The organism is Pseudomonas corrugata (assembly GCF_050920615.1).
Classification (GTDB): domain Bacteria; phylum Pseudomonadota; class Gammaproteobacteria; order Pseudomonadales; family Pseudomonadaceae; genus Aquipseudomonas; species Aquipseudomonas corrugata.
Genome location: NZ_CP130434.1, coordinates 6,027,446 through 6,047,023, shown reverse-complemented (window position 1 = coordinate 6,047,023; position 19,578 = coordinate 6,027,446). Strand labels below are relative to the sequence as shown.

Sequence of the window (19,578 nt, the reverse complement as noted above, 5' to 3'; positions counted from 1 at the left end):
ATGCAAAAGATTCGTCGTGACGACGAGATCATCGTGATCGCCGGCAAAGACAAGGGCAAGCGCGGTAAGGTGCTCAAGGTTCTCGCTGACAACCGTCTGGTTGTTGGTGGTCTGAACCTGGTCAAGCGCCATACCAAGCCTAACCCGATGTCGGGCGTACAGGGCGGTATCGTCGAGAAAGAAGCGCCACTGCACGCTTCCAACGTCGCCATCTTCAACGGCGAAACCAACAAGGCTGACCGCGTTGGTTTCAAAGTAGAAGACGGCAAAAAAATTCGTGTCTTCAAGTCGACCCAAAAAGCGGTTGATGCTTGAACACTGCTAGGTAGAAGACCATGGCACGACTGAAAGAGATTTACCGGAAGGAAATCGCACCGAAGCTTAAGGAAGAACTTAAGCTGGCGAACGTGATGGAAGTTCCGCGCATTACCAAGATCACCCTGAACATGGGTCTGGGCGAAGCGATCGGTGACAAGAAAGTCATCGAGCACGCGGTAGCTGACCTGGAGAAGATCACCGGCCAGAAAGTCGTTGTGACTCACGCTCGCAAATCCATCGCTGGCTTCAAAGTCCGCGAAGGTTGGCCGATCGGTGTCAAAGTGACCCTGCGTCGCGATCGTATGTACGAGTTCCTGGATCGTCTGCTGTCGATCTCCCTGCCTCGGGTTCGCGACTTCCGCGGCCTGAATGCCAAGTCCTTTGATGGTCGTGGCAACTACAGCATGGGCGTGAAAGAGCAGATCATTTTCCCGGAAATCGATTACGACAAGATCGATGCTCTGCGCGGTCTGGACATTACCCTGACCACCACTGCCAAATCGGATGACGAAGGTCGCGCTCTGCTGCGTGCTTTCAAATTCCCGTTCCGCAACTGATTGGAGTAGGAAAATGGCCAAGAAGAGCATGAAGAACCGTGAGCTGAAGCGTCAGCTCACCGTTGCCAAGTACGCCACCAAGCGTGCAGCGCTGAAAGCTATCATCGTTGATCTGAACGCAAGTCCGGAAGCGCGTTGGGAAGCTACCGTAGCGCTGCAGAAGCAGCCACGTGACGCAAGCGCCTCGCGCATGCGTAACCGCTGCCGCCTGACTGGTCGTCCGCACGGCGTATACCGCAAGTTCGGCCTCGGCCGTAACATGCTGCGCCAAGCTGCAATGCGTGGTGACGTTCCAGGTCTGGTTAAAGCCAGCTGGTAAGCACTGTCAAAGTCTCGGTGTTCGGGATCTCAGGATCCTGACCACCGGTGGCCTTGAAGCAGAATCAAGCCCCTTTTGGGGCTTGATTCATTTCTGGTGTATGTCTAGAATGACCGGCTCGCCTGAGCCCGTGTTTTTCATGCCCGGAGTTTCTCGGCGACACGTAGTAGCCGCAAGGCTAATTTTTTTGCATTAGGAGCGTCTAGCCCATGAGTATGCAGGACCCGTTAGCGGACATGCTAACTCGAATCCGTAATGCCCAGATGGCTGAAAAGTCCGTCGTAAGCATGCCGTCTTCCACGTTGAAGGTGGCTGTAGCAAAAGTCCTGAAGGACGAAGGTTACATCGCGGGTTATCAGATCAGCAGCGAAATCAAGCCACTGCTGTCCATCGAGCTGAAATACTTCGAAGGCCGTCCGGTCATCGAGGAAGTGAAGCGCGTTAGCCGTCCAGGCCTGCGTCAGTACAAGTCCGTCGAGGATCTGCCGAAAGTTCGCGGCGGTCTGGGCGTGTCTATCGTCTCCACCAACAAAGGTGTGATGACTGATCGTGCTGCGCGCGCTGCCGGTGTCGGCGGCGAAGTTCTTTGCACTGTGTTCTAAGGGGGGATAAGCATGTCTCGCGTCGCTAAGAACCCCGTTAAGCTGCCAGCCGGTGTCGAAGTCAAATTCGCAGGCCAACAGCTTTCGGTGAAGGGTGCCAAGGGCACTCTTGAACTGAACATCCATTCGTCCGTTGAGATCGTTGAAGAAGCCGGTGAGCTGCGTTTCGCTGCTCGCAATGGCGATCAACAGACTCGCGCAATGGCTGGTACCACTCGTGCGTTGGTAAACAACATGGTCCAAGGCGTAAGCCAAGGCTTCGAGCGCAAGCTCCAGCTGGTCGGTGTTGGTTACAAAGCGCAAGCAAAAGGCTCGGTTCTGAACCTGGCTCTTGGCTTCTCGCACCCAGTGGATTACGAACTGCCGGAAGGCATCACCGCTGAGACTCCTAGCCAGACCGATATCCTGATCAAGGGCATCGACAAGCAGCTGGTAGGTCAAGTGGCCGCCGAGATCCGCGACTTCCGTCCACCAGAGCCGTACAAAGGCAAAGGTGTGCGCTACGCGGACGAAGTCGTCCGTCGTAAAGAAGCCAAGAAGAAGTAGGGCATAGCAAATGACCGACAAAAAAGTTACTCGACTGCGTCGCGCTCGCAAAGCACGCCTGAAAATGCACGAACTCGAAGTCGTGCGTCTCTGCGTGTTCCGCTCTTCGCAGCACATCTACGCCCAGGTCATTTCGGCCGACGGCAACAAGGTCCTGGCAAGTGCCTCGACTTTGGATAAAGAACTGCGTGATGGTGCCACCGGCAACATCGACGCGGCCACTAAGGTTGGCCAGCTGGTCGCTACGCGTGCTAAAGCCGCTGGCGTCTCGCAGGTGGCTTTCGACCGCTCTGGCTTCAAGTACCACGGCCGCGTCAAGGCGCTGGCTGATGCTGCTCGTGAAGCTGGGCTGGAGTTCTAAGTTATGTCAAATAACGACCAAAAGCGCGACGAAGGCTACATCGAGAAGCTGGTTCAAGTTAACCGCGTAGCCAAAACCGTTAAAGGCGGCCGTATCTTCACTTTCACCGCGTTGACCGTGGTTGGTGATGGTAAAGGCCGTGTTGGCTTCGGCCGTGGCAAGTCGCGTGAAGTGCCTGCTGCGATCCAGAAGGCAATGGAAGCTGCTCGCCGCAACATGATCCAGGTTGATCTGAACGGCACCACTCTGCAGTACGCAATGAAGTCTGCCCATGGCGCTTCGAAGGTGTACATGCAGCCTGCTTCTGAAGGTACCGGTATCATCGCTGGCGGCGCTATGCGTGCTGTCCTCGAAGTTGCTGGCGTTCAGAACGTTCTGGCCAAGTGCTACGGCTCGACTAACCCGGTAAACGTGGTTCACGCCACTTTCAAGGGTTTGAAAGCAATGCAGTCTCCTGAATCCATTGCCGCCAAGCGTGGCAAAAGCGTCAAGGAGATCTTCTGATCATGGCTACCGTAAAAGTTACGCTGATCAAAAGCATGACCGGCCGCATCCCTAACCACAAACTGTGCGTTAAGGGTCTGGGTCTGCGTCGCATCGGTCACACTGTAGAAGTCCAGGATACTCCCGAGAATCGCGGGATGATCAACAAGGCTTACTACATGCTGCGTGTCGAGGGTTAATCGATGAAACTCAATGATCTGAGTCCAGCGCCGGGTTCCCGTCGCGAAAAGCATCGTCCGGGCCGTGGTATCGGTAGTGGTTTGGGCAAGACCGGTGGCCGTGGCCACAAAGGTCAGACCTCCCGCTCCGGTGGCACCATTGCTCCAGGCTTTGAAGGCGGTCAACAGCCGCTGCATCGTCGCCTGCCGAAGTTCGGTTTCGTTTCCCTGAAAGCCATGGACCGCGCAGAAGTGCGTCTGTCCGAGCTGGCTAAAGTGGACGGCGACATCGTCACCGTGCAGTCCCTGAAGGATGCCAACGTGATCAACCAGAACGTACAGCGTGTGAAAATCATGCTGTCGGGCGAAGTTGCTCGCGCTGTCACCATCGGAAAGGGAATCGGCGCCACCAAAGGTGCGCGTGCGGCTATCGAAGCAGCTGGCGGCAAGTTCGAGGAATAAATGGCTAAGCAAGGTGCTCTCTCTGCGCTCGGCAAAGGCGGTATGTCTGAACTCTGGGCTCGTCTGCGTTTTCTGTTCCTGGCGATTATCGTCTACCGAATAGGCGCACACATCCCGGTTCCAGGTATCAACCCGGACCGACTCGCAGACCTGTTTCGACAGAATGAGGGGACCATTCTTAGCTTGTTCAACATGTTTTCCGGCGGCGCGCTGGAGCGGATGAGCATCTTTGCACTGGGGATCATGCCGTACATTTCGGCATCGATCATCATGCAGCTGATGACAGCCGTCAGCCCGCAGCTGGAACAGTTGAAGAAGGAAGGTGAAGCTGGCCGTCGCAAGATCAGCCAGTACACCCGCTACGGCACTGTCGTACTCGCTCTCGTTCAGGCAATTGGCATGTCCATTGGCTTGGCGGGGCAGGGCGTTTCGTTCAATGCTGACCTCAGCTTCTATTTCGTCGCGGTTACCACGTTTGTGGCAGGTGCGATGTTCATGATGTGGTTGGGTGAGCAGATTACTGAGCGTGGTGTTGGCAACGGTATCTCGATGTTGATCTTCGCAGGTATCGTCGCCGGTCTTCCGAGAGCGATCGGGCAGTCTTTCGAGTCTGCGCGTCAGGGCGATATCAACATTTTTGCCCTGGTTGCCATCGGTTTGCTGGCAGTAGCGATTATCGGTTTCGTGGTGTTCATTGAGCGTGGTCAGCGTCGTATTGCTGTTCACTACGCCAAGCGTCAGCAAGGCCGCAAGGTGTTTGCTGCGCAGACCAGCCACTTGCCGTTGAAGGTGAACATGGCCGGTGTTATCCCGGCTATTTTCGCGAGCAGCATCTTGCTGTTCCCGGCTTCGTTGGGTGCCTGGTTCGGCCAGTCTGAAGGTATGGGCTGGTTGCAGGACATCTCGCAGTCGATCGCTCCTGGTCAGCCGTTGAATATTCTGCTGTTTAGTGCAGGGATTATTTTCTTCTGCTTCTTCTATACGGCGTTGATGTTCAATCCGAAAGACGTAGCGGAAAACCTGAAGAAGTCCGGTGCCTTTATTCCGGGTATCCGTCCAGGTGAGCAGTCTGCGCGCTACATTGATGGCGTTCTGACTCGCTTGACCATGTTCGGTGCTCTTTACATGACGGCCGTCTGCCTGCTGCCCCAGTTCCTGGTGGTTGCGGCAAACGTACCGTTCTACCTTGGCGGGACCTCGTTGCTGATCGTGGTCGTGGTTGTGATGGACTTCATGTCCCAAGTACAATCGCACCTCGTTTCGCACCAGTACGAATCCCTGATGAAGAAAGCCAACCTGAAGGGCTACGGCAGCGGCATGCTGCGCTGAGTAGCGTCCATAAGGTTCGAGGAGTTGGTGATGAAAGTTCGTGCATCGGTGAAAAAGCTGTGCCGTAACTGCAAGATTATTCGCCGCGAAGGTGTTGTTCGAGTAATTTGCAGCGCGGAACCGCGTCACAAACAGCGCCAAGGCTGAGTGTGATTGTGCTTTAAGCCCGGCAGCTAGTGCGCTGCCGGGTTGATTATTTGTTATTACAGCGATATTATCTCGCGCCCTATTTCTTGGCTTCCGGGGCGTAGGTAGCTGTCAATTGGAGTCCCACTGAATGGCCCGTATTGCAGGCGTCAACATTCCAGATAACAAGCATACTGTTATCTCGCTGACCTACATCTATGGTGTTGGTCGCACTACTGCACAGAAAATTTGTGCAGTGGCTGGGGTCAACCCAGCGGCAAAGATCAAAGATCTGAGCGACGAGCAGATTGAACAGCTGCGCGGCGAAGTGGCGAAGTTCACCACTGAAGGTGACCTGCGTCGCGAAGTCAACATGAAAATCAAGCGCTTGATGGACCTCGGTTGCTATCGCGGTCTGCGTCATCGTCGTGGTCTGCCAGTACGCGGTCAGCGTACCAAGACCAACGCGCGTACCCGTAAAGGTCCGCGTAAGCCGATCCGCAAGTAATCGCCCCAGCGAATCGACAGGAATTTAATCATGGCAAAACCTGCTGCTCGTCCTCGTAAAAAAGTTAAAAAGACAGTGGTTGATGGCATCGCCCACATCCATGCTTCTTTTAACAACACCATCGTGACCATTACCGACCGTCAAGGTAACGCTCTTTCCTGGGCTACCTCCGGTGGTTCGGGTTTCCGCGGTTCCCGCAAGTCCACCCCGTTCGCTGCTCAAGTAGCTGCTGAGCGTGCTGGTCAAGCTGCGCTGGAATACGGCCTGAAAAACCTCGACGTCAACGTCAAGGGTCCAGGTCCAGGTCGTGAATCCGCAGTTCGTGCTTTGAACGGCTGTGGCTACAAGATCGCCAGCATCACCGACGTGACGCCAATCCCGCACAACGGGTGCCGTCCGCCGAAGAAGCGCCGCGTGTAATCCAGGAGATTGTAAAGAATGGCTCGTTACATTGGTCCAAAATGCAAACTCGCTCGTCGCGAAGGCACCGATCTCTTCCTGAAGAGCGGCGTGCGCGCGATCGAATCGAAGTGCAACATCGAAGCAGCACCTGGTATCCACGGCCAACGCCGCGGTCGCCAGTCCGATTACGGCACCCAACTGCGTGAAAAGCAGAAGGTCCGTCGTATCTACGGCGTTCTCGAGCGTCAATTCAGCGGCTACTACAAAGAAGCTGCTGGCAAGAAAGGCGCAACCGGTGAAAACCTGTTGCAACTGCTCGAATGCCGTCTGGACAACGTTGTATACCGTATGGGTTTCGGTTCTACTCGTGCCGAATCCCGCCAGCTGGTATCGCACAAGTCGATCAGCGTTAACGGTCAGACCGTAAACGTTCCGTCCTACCAGGTTCGTGCTGGTGACGTGGTTGCTGTTCGCGAGAAAGCAAAGAACCAACTTCGCATTGTCCAAGCTCTCGATCTGTGTGCCCAACGTGGCCGCGTAGAATGGGTAGAAGTAGACACTGAGAAGAAGTCGGGCGTTTTCAAGAACGTTCCAGCTCGCAGTGATCTGTCCGCCGACATCAACGAAAGCCTGATTGTCGAGCTCTACTCCAAGTAAGGGCTAGAAAATAGGTGCATCCATGCAGATTTCGGTAAATGAGTTCCTGACACCCCGCCATATTGATGTGCAGGTTGTCAGTCCAACCCGCGCCAAGATCACTCTCGAGCCTCTCGAGCGTGGTTTCGGCCACACCCTGGGCAACGCGCTGCGCCGCATCCTGTTGTCCTCAATGCCCGGCTGTGCAGTAGTCGAGGCCGAGATTGACGGTGTACTCCACGAGTACAGCGCCATCGAAGGCGTACAGGAAGATGTCATTGAAATCCTGTTGAACCTTAAAGGTCTGGCTATCAAGCTGCACGGTCGTGACGAAGTTACGCTGACCTTGTCGAAGAAGGGTTCGGGGGTGGTTACCGCTGCCGATATTCAGCTGGATCATGATGTCGAGATCGTTAATCCCGATCACGTAATCGCTAACCTGGCGTCTAACGGCGCCCTGAACATGAAGCTCACCGTAGCTCGTGGTCGTGGTTATGAACCGGCAGACTCGCGTCAGAGCGATGAAGACGAAAGCCGCAGCATCGGTCGCTTGCAGCTTGACTCTTCGTTCAGCCCGGTTCGCCGTATCGCATACGTGGTGGAAAACGCCCGTGTCGAGCAGCGTACCAACCTGGACAAGCTGGTTATTGATCTGGAAACCAACGGTACCCTGGATCCTGAAGAGGCTATCCGCCGCGCTGCAACCATCCTGCAACAGCAGTTGGCTGCGTTCGTCGACCTCAAGGGTGACAGTGAGCCAGTGGTTGTCGAGCAGGAAGACGAGATCGATCCGATCCTGCTTCGCCCGGTTGACGATCTGGAACTGACTGTACGTTCGGCTAACTGCCTTAAGGCGGAAAACATCTACTACATCGGCGACCTGATTCAGCGCACCGAAGTAGAGCTGTTGAAGACTCCGAACCTTGGCAAGAAATCCTTGACTGAAATCAAGGACGTTCTGGCCTCCCGCGGTCTGTCCCTCGGCATGCGCCTCGACAACTGGCCGCCTGCAAGTCTTAAGAAGGACGACAAGGCGACTGCCTGATCGTCGTAATCACCGAACGTTGTGTTTGGTAAGGAATGAACCATGCGTCATCGTAAAAGTGGTCGTCACCTGAGCCGCACCAGCTCGCACCGCAAGGCCATGTTCCAAAACATGGCGGTGTCGCTGTTCGAGCACGAGCTGATCAAAACTACACTGCCGAAAGCCAAAGAACTGCGTCGCGTTGCTGAGCCGCTGATCACTCTGGCCAAGACAGACAGCCTGGCTAACCGCCGCCTGGCTTTCGACCGTACTCGTTCGAAAGCTATCGTTGGTAAGCTCTTCAACGACCTGGGCAAGCGCTACGCTACCCGTGAGGGTGGCTACCTGCGCATCCTCAAGTGCGGTTTCCGCGCTGGCGACAACGCGCCTATGGCGTACGTCGAGTTGGTTGATCGTGCTACCGGCGGTGAAGCTGTATCCGCTGAGTAAGACGGCAATATACAAAGAACCGGGCCTAGTGCCCGGTTTTTTGTGCCTGATGCAAAAGCGACATGGTCGTTGCGCCTGGTTTCGCTATTGGCAACAGGGCGGCGTTAGATAATGACTATCGACGTCCATGATTTAATAAATTTGGATGCGGTCACTAACATGTTCGATACTCCTTTCCAGCCGATTAGCCGGCAGTTCGAAGACCGACCGAGGAAGATTGAGCATGAGCCAGATCAAAACGCTTACGACCGCAAGCGGCGCTCCTGTCGCCGATAACCAGAACTCTCGCTCTGCTGGCCCACGTGGCCCGCTGTTGCTCGACGATTTCCACCTCATCGAAAAGCTTGCTCACTTCAACCGCGAGAACATCCCCGAGCGCCGGGTGCATGCCAAGGGCTCGGGCGCCTACGGCACGTTCACGGTAACCCGGGACATCACTCAGTACACCAGCGCCAAGCTGTTCGATTCGATCGGTAAGCAGACGCCGACGTTCCTGCGGTTTTCCACCGTGGGCGGTGAGCGTGGATCTGCCGACACCGAGCGCGATCCCCGTGGTTTCGCCCTGAAGTTCTATACCGAGGAAGGTAACTGGGACATTGTTGGCAATAACACCCCGGTTTTCTTCATTCGTGATCCGCTGAAATTTCCGGATTTCATCCATACCCAGAAGCGTTTGCCACAGAGCAACCTGAAAAGTGCCCAGGCGATGTGGGATTTTTGGTCCCATTCCCCGGAAGCTTTGCACCAGATCACTATTCTGTTCTCCGATCGCGGCATTCCTGACGGCTATCGTCACATGCACGGCTTCGGCAGTCACACCTACAGTCTGATCAACGCCCAAGGCGAGCGTCACTGGGTGAAGTGGCACTACAAGACCAAGCAAGGCATCAAGAACCTGGCGCCGGCTGAGGCTGCGCGTCTGGCGGGCACTGACCCGGACTATGCCCAGCGTGACTTGTTCGATGCTATTGAGCGCGGTGACTTCCCGAAATGGAGCGTTTGCATCCAGATCATGACCGAAGCCCAGGCCGCTGCCCATTACGAGAATCCGTTCGACGTGACCAAGACCTGGTCGCAGAAAGAGTTTCCATTGATTGAAGTCGGAGAGCTCGAACTCAACCGCAACCCGCTGAACTACTTTGCCGAAGTGGAGCAGGCGGCGTTTGGGCCAAGCAACATGGTGCCAGGCGTAGGTCTGTCGCCGGATCGCATGCTCCAGGGGCGCGTGTTCGCATACGCCGATGCCCACCGCTACCGTGTCGGCACCAATCACCAGCAACTGCCGGTGAACGCACCGCGCAGTCCGGTCAATACCTATCAGCGCGACGGTGCCATGGCGTTTGGCAGCAACGGCGGGGCGGCACCGAACTACGAGCCTAACAGCTACGTCGAGGCCCCGAAGCAGGCCCCGCATTATGCGGAACCAGCCCTTGCCCTCAGTGGGGCGGCGGATCGTTACGATCATCGGGAAGACACTGATTACTACAGCCATGCCGGTGCGCTGTTCCGTTTGATGAACAGCGAGCAGCAGGCCCTGCTGATCGGCAACATCGCTGGTGCGATGGGCGGTGTATCGGCAGATGTCGTCGACCGTCAACTGCAGCATTTCTTTAAAGCGGACGCCGCTTATGGAGAGGGCATCGCGAAAGCGCTGGGCGTAGAGCTTAACTAAGTCTAAACGAGAAGCAGAACCGCCCTCATTAGGGCGGTTTTTGCGTTAGTTAGCCCTATTTTCTCAGATTTTCTTCGCTTTTATTGCAATGGCACAGTGACCTGGCCGTCCGCTTGGTTCAAACTAGAGCCTTTCAAGGCTTGTGGAGATGTAGGGCGATGCAAGGTCACCCGGACGTAATCGATTACCTCAACACGCTGCTGACAGGTGAGCTGGCAGCCCGTGATCAATATTTCATCCATTCGCGGATGTACGAGGATTGGGGTTTTACCGAGCTCTACGAACGTATCAACCATGAAATGGAAGAAGAAGCACAGCATGCCGATGCGTTGATGCGTCGGATCCTGATGCTCGAAGGTACGCCGCGCATGCGCCCGGACGACTTGGACATCGGCGCCACGGTGCCCGACATGCTCGCTGCCGACCTGCGCCTGGAATACAAGGTCCGGGCTGCGCTGTGCAAGGGTATTGAGCTGTGTGAGCAGCACAACGACTATGTCACCCGCGAAATCCTGCGTGTTCAGCTCAATGACACCGAGGAAGACCATACTTACTGGCTTGAGAAGCAGTTGGGTTTGATCAAGTTGATCGGGTTGGAGAATTACCTGCAGTCGCAGTTCTGATCGAGATAATTGTGGGAGCGAGCCTGCTCGCGATAGCGATTGATTGTCACATGAATGCAAGCTGACACACCGCTATCGCGAGCAGGCTCGCTACCACAGAGAAGCAAAAGCCCCTGTCATTGATGAGATGACAGGGGCTTTTTCATGCTCGGGAATTGATCAGTCCCGATCACGTTCCAGCAACGGCTTCAGGTAGTGTCCTGTATGGGACTGCTTCATCCCCGCCACCTGCTCAGGCGTACCCACTGCGATGATCTGGCCGCCCTTGGAGCCACCTTCCGGCCCCAGGTCTACCAACCAGTCGGCCGTCTTGATCACGTCCAGGTTGTGCTCGATGACCACCACGGTGTTGCCGTGGTCGCGAAGCCGATGCAACACGTCGAGCAATTGCTGGATATCAGCGAAGTGCAGACCGGTGGTCGGCTCGTCGAGGATGTACAAGGTTTTGCCGGTGTCGCGCTTGGACAACTCGCGGGACAGCTTGACCCGCTGGGCTTCGCCGCCGGACAGCGTCGTTGCCGATTGGCCGAGCTTGATGTACGACAGGCCGACATCCATCAATGTCTGCAGCTTGCGCGCCAGGGCTGGCACTGCGTCGAAGAACTCCCGGGCCTCCTCGATGGTCATCTCGAGGGTTTCGTGGATGTTCTTGCCCTTGTATTTGATCTCAAGGGTCTCGCGGTTGTAGCGCTTGCTCTTGCACACATCGCAAGGCACATAGATGTCCGGCAGGAAGTGCATCTCCACCTTGATCAGGCCGTCACCCTGGCAGGCTTCGCAACGCCCACCCTTGACGTTGAACGAGAACCGTCCCGGACCGTAACCCCGGGAACGGGATTCCGGCACACCGGCGAACAATTCGCGGATCGGCGTGAACAATCCGGTGTAAGTCGCCGGGTTGGAGCGCGGTGTACGGCCGATCGGGCTCTGGTCGATGTCGACGACCTTGTCCAGGTGCTCCAGCCCCTTGATGCTGTCGTGGGGGGCGGCTTCCAGGGTGGTCGCGCCGTTCAGGGCCGTGGCGCTGAGGGGAAACAGGGTGTTGTTGATCAGCGTCGATTTACCGGAGCCGGATACGCCGGTGACGCAGGTCAGCAGACCAATCGGGATTTCCAGGTCGACGTTGCGCAAATTGTTGCCGCGGGCGCCCTTGACGGTCAGCGACAGCTTCTTGTTGCGCGGCGTTCGTTTGGCCGGGACCTTGATCTTCACTCGTCCCGACAGATACTTGCCGGTCAGGGAGTCAGGGTGCGCCATGACTTCGGCGGCGGTGCCCTGGGCGACGATATGCCCACCGTGCACACCGGCCCCCGGGCCGATGTCCACGACGTAATCGGCCAGACGGATCGCATCTTCGTCATGCTCGACCACGATCACCGTGTTGCCGATGTCCCGCAGGTGCTTGAGAGTTCCGAGCAATCGGTCGTTGTCCCGTTGGTGCAGGCCAATGGACGGCTCGTCGAGGATGTACATGACCCCCACCAGGCCTGCGCCGATCTGGCTGGCCAGGCGGATACGCTGGGCTTCGCCGCCGGACAGCGTGTCTGCGCTGCGGTCGAGGGTGAGGTAATCCAGTCCGACGTTGACCAGGAATTGCAGGCGCTCGCTGATTTCCTTGAGGATCTTGTCGGCAATTTCGCCCCGGCGGCCGGTGAGTTTCAGGCCGGCGAAGTAATCGGTGGCGTCGCCGATGGGCAGGTTGGTCACTGCCGGCAGTGTCTTCTCGCCAACCCATACATGCCGCGCCTCGCGACGCAAACGGGTGCCGCGGCAATCAGGGCAGGGCTGGGTGCTGAGGAACTTGGCCAGCTCTTCGCGCACGCTGGCCGATTCAGTCTCGCGGTAGCGCCGCTCAAGGTTCGGCACTATGCCTTCGAATGGATGGGAGCGCTTGACGATGTCGCCACGGTCGTTCAGGTATTTGAAATCGACGTTCTGCGAACCGCTGCCATGCAGGATGTATTTCTGCTGGTCGGCGGGCAGTTCGTTGAATGGCTTGTCCAGGCTGAACTTGTAATGGGCTGCCAACGACCCGAGCATCTGGAAGTAATAGACGTTGCGCCTGTCCCAGCCGCGAATCGCGCCTTCGGCCAGGGTCAGTTCGCCGTTGACCAGGCGCTTGGTGTCGAAGAATTGCTTGACCCCCAGGCCATCACAGGTCGGACAGGCGCCGGCCGGGTTGTTGAAGGAAAACAGCTTGGGTTCCAGCTCGCTGATGGCATGGCCGCAGACCGGGCAGGCGAAGCGCGCCGAGAAGATGATTTCCTCGCCGGGCTCGTCGTCCATCGGCGCCACCAGGGCGATGCCGTCAGCCAGTTTCAGCGCGGTCTCGAAAGATTCGGCCAGCCGCTGTTGCAGATCGGCGCGGACCTTGAAGCGGTCAACCACCACATCGATCGAGTGTTTCTTCTGCTTGTCCAGTTTCGGCAGTTCGTCCAGTTCGCAGAGCTTGCCATTGACCCGGGCCCGCACGAAGCCCTGGGCCCGCAGTTCTTCGAAGACCAGCAGGTGCTCGCCCTTGCGCTCGCGAATGACCGGTGCGAGCAGCATCAACTTGCTGCCCTCCGGCTGGGCCAGAACCAGGTCGACCATCTGGCTGACGGTCTGGGCTTCCAGGGGAATGTCGTGGTCGGGGCAGCGGGGAATGCCGACCCGCGCATACAGCAGGCGCAGGTAGTCGTAGATTTCGGTGATGGTGCCGACCGTCGAGCGCGGGTTATGGGAAGTCGACTTCTGTTCGATGGAGATCGCCGGCGACAGACCTTCGATGGTGTCGACGTCCGGTTTTTCCATCATCGAGAGGAACTGCCGGGCGTAGGCCGATAGCGATTCGACATAGCGTCGCTGGCCTTCGGCGTAAAGGGTATCGAAGGCCAGCGATGATTTGCCGGATCCGGACAGGCCGGTGATGACGATCAGTTTGTCCCGTGGCAGGGTCAGGTCGATGTTCTTCAGGTTGTGGGTACGGGCCCCACGAATCAGGATCTTGTCCAAAATGGCCTCGCTCGGCGGGCGTCGAAAACGTAGGAGTATACGGGCAAATACTGGATGGATAAACACTATCGAGCGTGCGATGGCAGCCATACATGAAGACTGCGCGTCAAACAGTCGCGATATACCCCCTCAATCGATGGGACTGGTAGAATCGCCGCCGGTTCAGATGAGGTTTTTCCATGCACGATCCACACAGCGAGCGCATGAGTGGCGGCGAGACCCGGGCGGCAAGCGGTCTGGCCCTGGTGTTCGCCTTCCGTATGCTGGGCATGTTCATGGTGTTGCCGGTGCTGGCGACCTATGGCATGGACCTGGCGGGCGCAACGCCGGCCCTGATCGGGTTGGCGATTGGCGCTTATGGCCTGACCCAGGCCATTTTCCAGATCCCGTTCGGGATAATTTCCGACCGCATCGGCCGGCGTCCCGTGATCTACCTGGGACTGATCGTCTTTGCCCTTGGCAGTGTGCTGGCGGCCAACGCCGACTCGATCTGGGGCGTGATCGCCGGACGGATCCTGCAAGGCGCGGGGGCGATTTCCGCCGCCGTCATGGCCTTGCTCTCGGATCTGACCCGGGAGCAGCATCGGACCAAGGCCATGGCCATGATCGGCATGACCATCGGTCTGTCGTTCGCCGTCGCCATGGTCGTCGGTCCCTTGCTGACCCGTGCCTTCGGCTTGTCGGGGCTGTTCCTGGTAACCGGTGGCATGGCGCTGGTGGGTATCCTGATCGTGGTGTTCATGGTACCCCGCGCCACCGGACCGCTGCAGCACCGTGAATCCGGGGTGGCGCGCCAGGCGCTGATCCCGACGCTGAAACACCCGGACCTGCTGCGCCTGGACCTGGGCATCTTCGTGCTCCACGCCATGCTGATGTCCAGTTTCGTCGCCTTGCCGCTGGCCTTGGTCGAGAAGGCCGGTCTGCCCAAGGAGCAGCATTGGTGGGTCTACCTGACGGCGCTGCTGATTTCGTTCTTCGCCATGATCCCGTTCATCATCTATGGCGAGAAGCGACGCAAAATGAAACGAGTTCTGCTCGGCGCCGTCGTGACGCTGATGCTCACTGAGCTATTCTTCTGGCAGTTCGGTGACAGCCTGCGGGCCCTGGTGATCGGAACGGTGGTGTTCTTCACCGCGTTCAATCTGCTGGAGGCGTCGCTGCCGTCGCTGATCAGCAAGGTTTCACCGGCGGGCGGCAAGGGCACGGCAATGGGGGTTTACTCCACCAGCCAGTTCCTGGGTTCGGCGATGGGCGGGATTCTCGGTGGCTGGCTGTTCCAGCATGGCGGTTTGTCGGTTGTGTTCCTGGGATGCGCCGCGCTGGCTGCACTTTGGCTGGCCTTTGCTGTTACCATGCGTGAACCGCCGTATGTGACGAGCCTGCGCTTGCCGTTGTCGCCCGAAGCCATGCGCGAAGCAGGCCTGGCCGAGCGCCTCAGGGCCGTCGTTGGCGTAACCGATGCAGTGGTGGTCGCCGAGGAGGCGGCCGTTTATATCAAACTGGACACCGAATTATTGGATCGTGCGACCCTCGAGCGCCTGGTGAACAACCCGGCCCCGACAGCGTGCGAAGCCTAGGAGAACGTTATGGCCCGTGGGGTTAACAAAGTCATATTGGTCGGTACGTGCGGCCAGGATCCCGAGGTTCGCTACCTGCCTAACGGCAACGCCGTGACCAACCTGAGTCTGGCGACCAGCGAGCAGTGGACCGACAAGCAGACCGGCCAGAAGGTCGAGAAGACCGAATGGCACCGCGTGTCGATGTTCGGCAAAGTGGCTGAGATCGCCGGCGAATACCTGCGCAAGGGTTCGCAGGTTTACATCGAAGGCAAGCTGCAGACGCGTGAGTGGGAAAAAGACGGCATCAAGCGCTACACCACTGAAATCGTGGTCGACATGCAGGGTACCATGCAACTGTTGGGCGGCCGTCCACAGGGTGACCAGCAGCAGGGTGGCAACAACTACCAGCAGTCGGCTCCACGTCAGCAGGCACCGCGCCCGCAATCGGCGCCGCAGCCACAGCGCGAGCGCCCGGCCCCACAACAGGCCGCGCCGCAACCGGCTCCGGATTTCGACAGCTTTGATGACGATATTCCGTTCTGAAAAACGGCTGCTTCAAGCTGAAAAACAAAAACCGCGCTTGGATTTCCAGCGCGGTTTTTTTTGCTTGCAGCTTAACGCTGCGCCAGCCCCAGGAACTGCTCCGTACTCACCACCTTTGCATAAGCAAACCCCAACGCCGACATGAAAGCGGCATGGACCTGGGCGGCGGGAACGACGACACCGTTGAACTCCAGGTCGAGGGTTGCGCAGGCGTCGTGGATCACCGTGACGTCATAGCCCAGGTCCGCCGCCGCCCGAGCGACACCGTCGATGCACATGTGGCTCATGCTGCCGACGATGACCAGTTGCGTAATACCGTGATGGTCGAGGAGGGATTGCAGTTCGGTTTCGCGGAATGCATTGACGAAGTGCTTGAGCACCACCGGTTCATTGGCCTGGTTGAGGACCTTGGGATGCAGCTGCGCGCCTAGGGAACCCGGAGTGAAGAAGGGTGCATCTTCGGAGGTGAATTCATGGCGGATGTGCACCACTTGATTTCCTGCCTGGCGAAAGGCTGCGATCATTCGTGCGGCGTTGTCCGCGGCGGTTTCGACGCCACTCAGTGGCCATTTACCTTGGGGGAAGTAGTCGTTCTGGATATCGACTACGATGAGCGCTTGCTTGGACATGGAGGCTTCCTCGATAAGGTGTGTGGGGCCAGTATCGGCTCTTGCCGCCAATTCGAGGATTGGCCGCAACGACAATAAGCGAGGGAAAACTGACAATGGCGCAGGAAAGGGCGGTCGCTGAGCTGGGAGTGTTGATTTACCCCGGTGCGCAACTGGCGGCGGTGCACGGTTTGACCGATCTGTTTGCCGTGGCGGAGCGGATCGCGGCCGAGCAGGTCGGCGCGCAGTTGCCACGGCTGCGAGTGAGCCATTGGCGGGCAGAGCAAGGCGAGGTGCCGCAGCGGGTGTTCGACAGTGAAACCGGCACTGCGGGCCGGTTGGTTGCGTTGCTGATTCCACCCTCCATCGCCGGATTCAGCGAAGGGCTTGTCTCCCAGGCGCTGATGGATTGGCTACGGGCGCAGCATGCCGGCGGCACCGTGTTGGGCGGGGTGTGCGTAGGGTCGATCCTGCTGGCTGAAAGCGGCCTGCTCGATGGGCGTAGCGCCACCACCCACTGGACGTCGGCCAAGACCTTTGCCGAGCGTTACCCGAAGATCAAGCTCGACGCCGACAAGCCGATTGTCGACGACGGCGACCTGATCACCACCGCTGGGCTGATGGCCTGGGCGGAGTTGGGACTACGGCTGGTGAGTCGCTTGCTGGGTCCCAGCATCGCGACGCGCACGGCACGGTTCCTGGTGATCGAGCACAGTGATAGCGCAAGCGAATGCGGCAGCAATTTTGCGCCGATCCTCGCGCACGGCGACGGGGCGATTCTCAAGGTGCAACACTGGTTGCAAGGCAGCGGCGCGGTAGACGTCTCCCTGGCTGCGATGGCCGAGCAGGCGGGTCTGGAAGAGCGCACTTTCCTGCGCAGGTTCCGTAGCGCCACCGGGCTCAAGCCCACCGAATACTGCCAGCACCTGCGAGTGGGCAAGGCCCGTGAAATGCTGGAGTTCACCAACGGCACCATCGATCACATAGCCTGGACCGTGGGCTATCAGGACCCGAGCGCTTTTCGGGCAACATTCAAGAAAATCACCGGATTGGCGCCGAGTGATTACCGGGCAAAGTTCGGGGTGAGTCCGCCAAGCCTTCCGAAACAGTAGTTGCTCCCTCGCCCAGGGGACAATGCCAGATTCAAAGCATCGTGCAATTTGCGGGATGTCCACCGCAGATCGTGCAGAATGAAACAAGCGCGGTGCTATCAACCTTCTGAAACATGCCCGTTTCCTTGACCATCCGCACAGCCTCGCCTGTTGGCCTGATCTCTGCACCCATCTACCTACAGCCATGAGCGCAGGTAAAAGGGCAACGCATGACGCCAGTCAATCGCAACAAAACCGTGGTGGCCCATTCGGTCAATCCTCACGCGCCGCTTCATGAAGTGGAAACCAATCGTGCCTTGGCGCGTTGGTTGGCGCAGATCCTGGAAGTTGAATTCGGCGGCAGCTATGACAGCCGCCAGCATGCCGGGCACGATCTGTATCTGTTGCCTACGCAAACCCTGATCGGCCTGGAAACTGCGCGGCAACTGGGGGTTTTGGGGCCGGACGATCTGTGGGGCGGTTACGTCGAGCATGATTTCATCTGCACCAAGGCCATCACCCACGGTCTCCTGAATAAGCATGCCGTCGCCCCCATCGGCTGGTCGCCGCTGTTTGCCAAGCTCGCCCGTAGTGTGGTGCTCGATGGCGTGAGTGTCTTTTCACTCAAGGATGCACGTCTGGCCGCCGAACATCTGCTGTACGCCGGGCCGATTCGCTTCAAGCCGATTCATGCCTGTGCCGGGCGTGACCAGCGGGTTATCAGGGACCTTGCACAGTTCGATGAAATTGCCGCTGATCCCGATGCCCAGGCCGTGTTCCGCGACGGTGTGGTGCTGGAGCAGAACCTTGATGAGGTCAGGACCCAGAGCGTCGGCCAGAGTGCTATCCATGGCAAAAGCCTGAGCTATTGCGGCGTGCAGCACCTGACCCGGGACAGCGAAGGACTGGAAGTTTACGGCGGCTCGGATCTGCTGGTGGTGCAGGGCGGCTACATCGAGTTGCTCAAGCTTGAGCTGCCCGACGAGATGCGCGAAGCGGTGCGGCTCGCGCAAGTGTTCGACGATGCGGCCAACCAAGCCTATCCGGGTTTCTTTGCGTCTCGGCGCAACTACGACATTGCTCAGGGCATCGATACCGGCGGCCAGCCCCGTGGCGGCGTGCTGGAGCAATCCTGGCGCATGGGCGGGGCCAGCAGTGCAGAACTGGCGGCACTGCAAATATTCGTCCAGGACCCGTCGAGCAGCGTGGTCCGTGTGTCCTCGGTGGAAACCTACATTGACCAGCCGTTGCCTTCCGGCGCCACGCAGGTGTACCGCGGGCCGGCGCACAACGGTGATTTCCTACTCAAATACGTAACGGTTCATTCCCATGACGGCTAGAAGTGAAACCATTCAGATCGAGATCGACGACGAGCACATGAACGGCACCTTCCTGAGCCCCAAGTCGAAAGTCCCTGGTGTGTTGTTCGTGCATGGTTGGGGCGGTAGCCAGGAGCGCGACCTGGAGCGGGCCAAGGGCATTGCCGGCCTGGGTTGCGTCTGTCTGACCTTTGACTTGCGCGGCCACACCGGCGGGGCGGGTATACCTCTGTCCCGGGTGACGCGAGAAGACAACTTGCGGGATCTGCTGGCGGCCTACGATCGGCTGCTCGCTCATCCTGCCTTGGATACGTCGGCAATTGCGGTGGTCGGCACCAGCTACGGCGGTTACCTCGCCTCGATTCTGACCTCGCTGCGACCGGTACGCTGGCTGGCGTTGCGGGTACCGGCGCTGTACCGCGACGAGCAATGGCACACGCCCAAGCGCGACCTGGACAAGATCGACCTGCTGGATTATCGCAGTACGCTGGTGCACGCCGGTACCAATCGCGCACTACACGCCTGTTCGCAGTTCACGGGCGACGTATTGCTGGTGGAATCGGAAACCGATGACCATGTGCCCCATGCAACCATCATGAGCTATCGCGCCGCGTGTCAGCAGACCCATTCGCTGACCCACCGGATCATCGATGGCGCCGACCATGCCTTGAGCGATCCCATCTCACAGCAGGCCTACACCTCGATCCTGGTGGATTGGATCACGGAAATGGTGGTGGGCGAGCGGTTGAGCATCATTCAAGAGCGTTGAGGGTCGTTGTCCATGCGGACGCAATCGCGAGCAGGCTCGCTCCCACATGGGCTCGCATCCATCCTATGGGAGCGAGCCTGCTCGCGATGACGCCGGGT

The 19,578-nt window shown here is 58.3% G+C and carries 25 protein-coding genes; 23 read left to right on the top strand and 2 right to left on the bottom strand.

What is annotated here, in order from left to right; translation table 11 throughout:
- From rplX to bfr, 18 genes are all read left to right on the top strand, one after another.
- Complete coding sequence (gene rplX, locus QZH45_RS27130) at positions 1-315, top strand: 50S ribosomal protein L24 (protein WP_003186046.1); 315 nt, start codon at positions 1-3, stop codon at positions 313-315.
- Between the two features lie 20 nt (positions 316-335).
- Positions 336-875 carry a 50S ribosomal protein L5 gene (gene rplE, locus QZH45_RS27125; protein ID WP_024778330.1) on the top strand — a complete coding sequence of 180 codons (540 nt, stop codon included), beginning with the start codon at positions 336-338 and terminating at the stop codon, positions 873-875.
- Positions 876-888: 13 nt separating this feature from the next.
- Positions 889-1,194: a 30S ribosomal protein S14 gene (gene rpsN, locus QZH45_RS27120; RefSeq protein WP_003186042.1), complete on the top strand. Its 306-nt coding sequence runs from the start codon at positions 889-891 to the stop codon at positions 1,192-1,194.
- Between the two features lie 209 nt (positions 1,195-1,403).
- Positions 1,404-1,796: a 30S ribosomal protein S8 gene (gene rpsH, locus QZH45_RS27115; RefSeq protein WP_017848802.1), complete on the top strand. Its 393-nt coding sequence runs from the start codon at positions 1,404-1,406 to the stop codon at positions 1,794-1,796.
- A 12-nt stretch (positions 1,797-1,808) separates the two neighbouring features.
- Complete coding sequence (gene rplF, locus QZH45_RS27110) at positions 1,809-2,342, top strand: 50S ribosomal protein L6 (protein ID WP_024077677.1); 534 nt, start codon at positions 1,809-1,811, stop codon at positions 2,340-2,342.
- Positions 2,343-2,352: 10 nt separating this feature from the next.
- Positions 2,353-2,703 (top strand): 50S ribosomal protein L18, encoded by a 351-nt coding sequence (gene rplR, locus QZH45_RS27105; protein WP_003186037.1) that lies wholly within the window; start codon positions 2,353-2,355, stop codon positions 2,701-2,703.
- A gap of 3 nt (positions 2,704-2,706) precedes the next feature.
- The gene (gene rpsE / locus QZH45_RS27100; protein WP_003186035.1) at positions 2,707-3,207 is read left to right on the top strand and encodes a 30S ribosomal protein S5; all 501 of its coding nucleotides are present in this window, start codon (positions 2,707-2,709) and stop codon (positions 3,205-3,207) included.
- Positions 3,208-3,209: 2 nt separating this feature from the next.
- Positions 3,210-3,386, top strand: coding sequence for a 50S ribosomal protein L30 (gene rpmD, locus QZH45_RS27095; RefSeq protein WP_003176408.1), 177 nt, complete (start codon positions 3,210-3,212; stop codon positions 3,384-3,386).
- A gap of 3 nt (positions 3,387-3,389) precedes the next feature.
- Complete coding sequence (gene rplO, locus QZH45_RS27090; RefSeq protein ID WP_003186032.1) at positions 3,390-3,827, top strand: 50S ribosomal protein L15; 438 nt, start codon at positions 3,390-3,392, stop codon at positions 3,825-3,827.
- A complete protein-coding gene (gene secY, locus QZH45_RS27085; protein WP_024778331.1) occupies positions 3,828-5,156 on the top strand; it encodes a preprotein translocase subunit SecY in 1,329 nt (442 codons plus the stop codon).
- A gap of 30 nt (positions 5,157-5,186) precedes the next feature.
- Complete coding sequence (gene rpmJ, locus QZH45_RS27080) at positions 5,187-5,303, top strand: 50S ribosomal protein L36 (RefSeq protein ID WP_002555468.1); 117 nt, start codon at positions 5,187-5,189, stop codon at positions 5,301-5,303.
- Positions 5,304-5,433: 130 nt separating this feature from the next.
- A complete protein-coding gene (gene rpsM, locus QZH45_RS27075) occupies positions 5,434-5,790 on the top strand; it encodes a 30S ribosomal protein S13 (protein WP_024778332.1) in 357 nt (118 codons plus the stop codon).
- Positions 5,791-5,820: 30 nt separating this feature from the next.
- Entirely contained in the window at positions 5,821-6,210 is a 390-nt protein-coding gene (rpsK, locus tag QZH45_RS27070) for a 30S ribosomal protein S11 (RefSeq protein ID WP_002555466.1), read from the top strand.
- Between the two features lie 18 nt (positions 6,211-6,228).
- Complete coding sequence (gene rpsD / locus QZH45_RS27065; RefSeq protein WP_003176404.1) at positions 6,229-6,849, top strand: 30S ribosomal protein S4; 621 nt, start codon at positions 6,229-6,231, stop codon at positions 6,847-6,849.
- 22 nt (positions 6,850-6,871) lie between these two features.
- Entirely contained in the window at positions 6,872-7,873 is a 1,002-nt protein-coding gene (locus QZH45_RS27060) for a DNA-directed RNA polymerase subunit alpha (RefSeq protein WP_003186012.1), read from the top strand.
- A gap of 42 nt (positions 7,874-7,915) precedes the next feature.
- Positions 7,916-8,302, top strand: a complete 387-nt coding sequence (gene rplQ / locus QZH45_RS27055) for a 50S ribosomal protein L17 (RefSeq protein ID WP_024778333.1) — start codon at positions 7,916-7,918, stop codon at positions 8,300-8,302.
- A 223-nt stretch (positions 8,303-8,525) separates the two neighbouring features.
- On the top strand, positions 8,526-9,974 hold the full coding sequence (locus tag QZH45_RS27050) for a catalase (protein ID WP_053191463.1): 1,449 nt from the start codon (positions 8,526-8,528) through the stop codon (positions 9,972-9,974).
- Between the two features lie 158 nt (positions 9,975-10,132).
- The gene (bfr, locus tag QZH45_RS27045; RefSeq protein WP_053191461.1) at positions 10,133-10,597 is read left to right on the top strand and encodes a bacterioferritin; all 465 of its coding nucleotides are present in this window, start codon (positions 10,133-10,135) and stop codon (positions 10,595-10,597) included.
- Positions 10,598-10,756: 159 nt separating this feature from the next.
- On the opposite strand, the gene uvrA is transcribed toward bfr, so the two are convergent.
- The gene (uvrA, locus tag QZH45_RS27040; RefSeq protein ID WP_024778336.1) at positions 10,757-13,591 is read right to left on the bottom strand and encodes an excinuclease ABC subunit UvrA; all 2,835 of its coding nucleotides are present in this window, start codon (positions 13,589-13,591) and stop codon (positions 10,757-10,759) included.
- A 179-nt stretch (positions 13,592-13,770) separates the two neighbouring features.
- On the opposite strand from uvrA, the gene QZH45_RS27035 reads away from it, so the two are divergent.
- A complete protein-coding gene (locus tag QZH45_RS27035) occupies positions 13,771-15,168 on the top strand; it encodes an MFS transporter (RefSeq protein WP_024778337.1) in 1,398 nt (465 codons plus the stop codon).
- 9 nt (positions 15,169-15,177) lie between these two features.
- On the top strand, positions 15,178-15,693 hold the full coding sequence (locus QZH45_RS27030; protein WP_024778338.1) for a single-stranded DNA-binding protein: 516 nt from the start codon (positions 15,178-15,180) through the stop codon (positions 15,691-15,693).
- Positions 15,694-15,764: 71 nt separating this feature from the next.
- On the opposite strand, the gene QZH45_RS27025 is transcribed toward QZH45_RS27030, so the two are convergent.
- Positions 15,765-16,322 carry a cysteine hydrolase family protein gene (locus QZH45_RS27025; RefSeq protein WP_024778339.1) on the bottom strand — a complete coding sequence of 186 codons (558 nt, stop codon included), beginning with the start codon at positions 16,320-16,322 and terminating at the stop codon, positions 15,765-15,767.
- A 95-nt stretch (positions 16,323-16,417) separates the two neighbouring features.
- Here QZH45_RS27025 and QZH45_RS27020 point away from each other — a divergent pair, with 95 nt between their 5' ends.
- From QZH45_RS27020 to QZH45_RS27010, 3 genes are all read left to right on the top strand, one after another.
- A complete protein-coding gene (locus tag QZH45_RS27020) occupies positions 16,418-17,413 on the top strand; it encodes a GlxA family transcriptional regulator (RefSeq protein WP_024778340.1) in 996 nt (331 codons plus the stop codon).
- A gap of 209 nt (positions 17,414-17,622) precedes the next feature.
- The gene (locus tag QZH45_RS27015) at positions 17,623-18,732 is read left to right on the top strand and encodes a DUF3182 family protein (protein WP_024778341.1); all 1,110 of its coding nucleotides are present in this window, start codon (positions 17,623-17,625) and stop codon (positions 18,730-18,732) included.
- Entirely contained in the window at positions 18,722-19,480 is a 759-nt protein-coding gene (locus QZH45_RS27010; protein WP_024778342.1) for an alpha/beta hydrolase family protein, read from the top strand. Before QZH45_RS27015 ends, QZH45_RS27010 begins: the two co-directional genes overlap by 11 nt.
- Positions 19,481-19,578 lie beyond the last annotated feature (98 nt).

What these genes read in the sequence shown, in the direction of transcription:
- rplX (WP_003186046.1), top strand. Translation starts at nt 1, where the DNA reads ATGCAAAAGATTCGTCGTGACGACGAGATCATCGTGATCGCCGGCAAA.
- rplE (WP_024778330.1), top strand. Translation starts at nt 336, where the DNA reads ATGGCACGACTGAAAGAGATTTACCGGAAGGAAATCGCACCGAAGCTT.
- rpsN (WP_003186042.1), top strand. Translation starts at nt 889, where the DNA reads ATGGCCAAGAAGAGCATGAAGAACCGTGAGCTGAAGCGTCAGCTCACC.
- rpsH (WP_017848802.1), top strand. Translation starts at nt 1,404, where the DNA reads ATGAGTATGCAGGACCCGTTAGCGGACATGCTAACTCGAATCCGTAAT.
- rplF (WP_024077677.1), top strand. Translation starts at nt 1,809, where the DNA reads ATGTCTCGCGTCGCTAAGAACCCCGTTAAGCTGCCAGCCGGTGTCGAA.
- rplR (WP_003186037.1), top strand. Translation starts at nt 2,353, where the DNA reads ATGACCGACAAAAAAGTTACTCGACTGCGTCGCGCTCGCAAAGCACGC.
- rpsE (WP_003186035.1), top strand. Translation starts at nt 2,707, where the DNA reads ATGTCAAATAACGACCAAAAGCGCGACGAAGGCTACATCGAGAAGCTG.
- rpmD (WP_003176408.1), top strand. Translation starts at nt 3,210, where the DNA reads ATGGCTACCGTAAAAGTTACGCTGATCAAAAGCATGACCGGCCGCATC.
- rplO (WP_003186032.1), top strand. Translation starts at nt 3,390, where the DNA reads ATGAAACTCAATGATCTGAGTCCAGCGCCGGGTTCCCGTCGCGAAAAG.
- secY (WP_024778331.1), top strand. Translation starts at nt 3,828, where the DNA reads ATGGCTAAGCAAGGTGCTCTCTCTGCGCTCGGCAAAGGCGGTATGTCT.
- rpmJ (WP_002555468.1), top strand. Translation starts at nt 5,187, where the DNA reads ATGAAAGTTCGTGCATCGGTGAAAAAGCTGTGCCGTAACTGCAAGATT.
- rpsM (WP_024778332.1), top strand. Translation starts at nt 5,434, where the DNA reads ATGGCCCGTATTGCAGGCGTCAACATTCCAGATAACAAGCATACTGTT.
- rpsK (WP_002555466.1), top strand. Translation starts at nt 5,821, where the DNA reads ATGGCAAAACCTGCTGCTCGTCCTCGTAAAAAAGTTAAAAAGACAGTG.
- rpsD (WP_003176404.1), top strand. Translation starts at nt 6,229, where the DNA reads ATGGCTCGTTACATTGGTCCAAAATGCAAACTCGCTCGTCGCGAAGGC.
- QZH45_RS27060 (WP_003186012.1), top strand. Translation starts at nt 6,872, where the DNA reads ATGCAGATTTCGGTAAATGAGTTCCTGACACCCCGCCATATTGATGTG.
- rplQ (WP_024778333.1), top strand. Translation starts at nt 7,916, where the DNA reads ATGCGTCATCGTAAAAGTGGTCGTCACCTGAGCCGCACCAGCTCGCAC.
- QZH45_RS27050 (WP_053191463.1), top strand. Translation starts at nt 8,526, where the DNA reads ATGAGCCAGATCAAAACGCTTACGACCGCAAGCGGCGCTCCTGTCGCC.
- bfr (WP_053191461.1), top strand. Translation starts at nt 10,133, where the DNA reads ATGCAAGGTCACCCGGACGTAATCGATTACCTCAACACGCTGCTGACA.
- QZH45_RS27035 (WP_024778337.1), top strand. Translation starts at nt 13,771, where the DNA reads ATGCACGATCCACACAGCGAGCGCATGAGTGGCGGCGAGACCCGGGCG.
- QZH45_RS27030 (WP_024778338.1), top strand. Translation starts at nt 15,178, where the DNA reads ATGGCCCGTGGGGTTAACAAAGTCATATTGGTCGGTACGTGCGGCCAG.
- QZH45_RS27025 (WP_024778339.1), bottom strand. Translation starts at nt 16,322, where the DNA reads ATGTCCAAGCAAGCGCTCATCGTAGTCGATATCCAGAACGACTACTTC.
- QZH45_RS27020 (WP_024778340.1), top strand. Translation starts at nt 16,418, where the DNA reads ATGGCGCAGGAAAGGGCGGTCGCTGAGCTGGGAGTGTTGATTTACCCC.
- QZH45_RS27015 (WP_024778341.1), top strand. Translation starts at nt 17,623, where the DNA reads ATGACGCCAGTCAATCGCAACAAAACCGTGGTGGCCCATTCGGTCAAT.
- QZH45_RS27010 (WP_024778342.1), top strand. Translation starts at nt 18,722, where the DNA reads ATGACGGCTAGAAGTGAAACCATTCAGATCGAGATCGACGACGAGCAC.